Here is a 2,642-nt window from a genome sequence, read left to right as displayed (position 1 = left end):
CGCCGACGCACGGGCGGGCACGCTCGCCTTCAATCCCCAGCTCGCCCGCCGCATCGGGGAATTGCGCGACGAGGGGCTGAACGTGCGCCGGGTCAATACCTACCGGTTCTTCAACAACCTGCTCGCCGATCCCGAGCGCTACGGCGTGAGCGACACCACGACGCCCTGCCTCGGTCCGGACGGATCGGTCTGCACTCCGGATGAGGCGCGCGAGCGGGTCTTCTTCGACAGCATCCATCCCAATGCGGTGGTGCACAAGCGCCTGGCCGGGATCGCGCTCTCCTATATCGGCCTCGGCCCGGAGCCTTCGGTCATTCCGGCGGCGGCCGTGGCGGCGCGGGCGGGCGTCGCGCCGGTGCCGCTGCCCGCACCGGCGCTGCTGCTGCTCGCCGGGCTCGCCGGGCTCGGCCTCGTCGCGCGGCGCCGGGCGGCAGCCTAGCGCGGCGGCGGCAGGTCGAGCGGGCCGCGGTCGCGGCAGGCGTCGTTCAGCACGTCCGGGCCGCAAGGCCGCGGCGCGAGGTCGCGGTCGAGGCAGATGCGCACCTCGCGCAGCAGGTCGCCGCGGCAGGTGACGATCACCGCCTCGGGGGAGAGGTCGGGATTGGCGGCGAGAAAGGCCGCCTCGACCTCCGCGGCGGTTGCCGCGCTGCCGCCGGGCTCGGGCAGGGCGAGCAGCGCATAGGCGAGGCGCGCCCGGTCGAAATAGTCGCGCGCCGAGAGCCCCGAGCAGCGGCCGTGCTTCTTCCACTGATACCAGGCGAGCCCCGCGTCGCCCATGATGTCGGCCATCGCCGCGGTCTCGCGGCGCGAGGGATCGCGCGCGGCGCTGTCGCAGAATTCCGGCCATCCCTCCTCGTATTGCGGCCAGAGCCCGTGCAGGGTGAAGCCGAGCCCGCGGCCTGGGTCGCACTGGCGGCTCGCCCGCGCATCGCCCTCGGCGGCGCAGAAGCTCGGCGTCCAGGACAGGGCGAGCAGATAATAGTCGAAGTCCTGCGCGGCGGCCGTGCGGGCGGCCAGCGCGAGGGCCAGGGCGGCGAGATAGGGCTTTATCATCACGGGCATCGCGCCTATATACCGCCCCTGACTTCCCGCGAAAACCGACCATCGCGCCCCGGCGCAGCCGAGTTTTCGGACCCGGAAGAGGCTTGTTCGAGAGAAGGACAAAGATCATGGCGCTTCCCCTCATGGCAAAGGCGACGGCCGTCTGGCTGATCGACAACACGACGCTGAGCTTCCAGCAGATCGCGGAATTCTGCGGGCTGCACGATCTGGAAGTGAACGGGATCGCCGACGGCGAGGTGGCGCAGGGCATCAAGGGCTTCGATCCGATCCTCAACCGCCAGCTCACTGCCGAGGAGATCAGGCGCTGCGAGGAGAACCCGCGCGCCCGGCTGCAGCTGATGCACAACCCCGCCGCCGAGGGCGAGACCCGGCGCAAGGGGCCGCGCTACACGCCGCTCTCCAAGCGCCAGGAGCGCCCGGCGGCCATCGCCTGGCTGGTGAAGTTCCATCCCGAGCTCTCCGACGGCCAGATCTCCAAGCTCGTCGGCACCACCAAGCCGACGATCCAGTCGATCCGCGACCGCACCCACTGGAACATCACCAATACCCAGCCGGTCGACCCCGTGGCGCTGGGCATGTGCCGGCAATCCGAGCTCGACGCCGCCGTGGCGCGGGCGGTCAAGGCCAAGGCCGGCGAGGGCACGGTGATGAGCGATGCCGAGCGCATGAAGCTCGTCTCCACCGAGCAGTCGCTTGCCGCGGAGATCGAGCCGCGCATCCCCGCCAACATGGCCGGGCTGGAGAACTTCACGCTCGGGGCCGGGCTTTCGGAGGAGCGCGCGCCGTCGCGGGCCGAGGCCAAGGCCGATGCGGAGAGCCTCTTCAAGCCCGCGCCGGCCGGCGGGGACGACGAGGACGACACCGACGAGTGAGACGGGCGCCCCATCGCGGCGCCCCCGAAATAGGCCGCGACGTCGTGCCGAATTCGTGCTATGAAGGGTTTTTGTTGGACGCCTTCACGGACGAATTGTTATGGGGCGAAGATCTCGGGGGCTTGCCCCGGTCTTTCTTCAGGCCGTTCTACTTGCATTGACACCCGGGGATGGCCGCGCGGCGAGCGCCGGGGTCTCGGAGCTTGCCGCATCGCGACCGGCAGCCGCCGCGCCGGCGGAAGCCAGGCCGATGGGCTCTTCCGCCTCGCCCTATGTCTTCGTCGCCGCGGGCTTCATGCTGGCGCTCATCCTCGTCGTGGCCAGCGTCAAGTCGAGCGACACCGAGTGCAAGTTCGCCGCACCCTGCTAGGAGATGCCGATGCGCCGCCGATCGATCCTCGCCGTGGCGCTGCTGCTGGCGGTGACGCCTGCCGCGGCCCAGACCAGCGCGCCGCCGGCCCCGCAGGCACCGGTCGCCGTCGCTTCCGATGCGCCGGAGGGCGGCTCCGGCGGCAATCCGGCGATCTGGATCCTCGTCGGGCTGGCGGCCGGGCTGATCCTGGTCGCGGTGGCGCTCAAGGGCGACGGTGGCGCCGCCTTCCTTCCGCCCGCCTGAGGCGGGCCTCAGATCGCGGCCCTCGCCGTCGCCTCCTGTTCCTCCCGCGGCCAGGGTGTCCCCAGCCCGATCGACCCGTGGCGATCGGGCCG

4 protein-coding genes are annotated in these 2,642 nt (G+C 71.3%); 3 read left to right on the top strand and 1 reads right to left on the bottom strand.

Annotated features, from left to right (window positions below; genetic code table 11):
• Nucleotides 1-439, top strand: a 439-nt coding sequence (locus V7050_RS20235) for a VPLPA-CTERM sorting domain-containing protein (RefSeq protein WP_324411176.1), incomplete at its 5' end; no start/stop codon positions are given.
• Here the strand turns inward: V7050_RS20235 and V7050_RS20230 are convergent.
• Nucleotides 436-1,062, bottom strand: a complete 627-nt coding sequence (locus V7050_RS20230; RefSeq protein ID WP_324411174.1) for a ribonuclease T2 — start codon at nucleotides 1,060-1,062, stop codon at nucleotides 436-438. The two genes, V7050_RS20235 and V7050_RS20230, sit on opposite strands and share 4 nt — an antisense overlap.
• 107 nt (nucleotides 1,063-1,169) lie before the next feature.
• On the opposite strand from V7050_RS20230, the gene V7050_RS20225 reads away from it, so the two are divergent.
• Both V7050_RS20225 and V7050_RS20220 read left to right on the top strand, forming a co-directional pair.
• A complete protein-coding gene (locus tag V7050_RS20225; RefSeq protein ID WP_324367894.1) occupies nucleotides 1,170-1,934 on the top strand; it encodes a DUF1013 domain-containing protein in 765 nt (254 codons plus the stop codon).
• A gap of 379 nt (nucleotides 1,935-2,313) precedes the next feature.
• Entirely contained in the window at nucleotides 2,314-2,550 is a 237-nt protein-coding gene (locus V7050_RS20220) for a hypothetical protein (protein WP_324367892.1), read from the top strand.
• The last annotated feature ends 92 nt before the right edge of the window (nucleotides 2,551-2,642 follow it).

The organism is Amaricoccus sp. (genome assembly GCF_036846665.1).
GTDB lineage: Bacteria > Pseudomonadota > Alphaproteobacteria > Rhodobacterales > Rhodobacteraceae > Amaricoccus.
Note: the sequence above shows the minus strand (reverse complement) of the source record. Positions and strands in the feature narration are given on the sequence as shown.

Coding starts and splice junctions, on each gene's coding strand:
- V7050_RS20230 (WP_324411174.1), bottom strand. CDS start 1,062: ATGCCCGTGATGATAAAGCCCTATCTCGCCGCCCTGGCCCTCGCGCTG.
- V7050_RS20225 (WP_324367894.1), top strand. CDS start 1,170: ATGGCGCTTCCCCTCATGGCAAAGGCGACGGCCGTCTGGCTGATCGAC.
- V7050_RS20220 (WP_324367892.1), top strand. CDS start 2,314: ATGCGCCGCCGATCGATCCTCGCCGTGGCGCTGCTGCTGGCGGTGACG.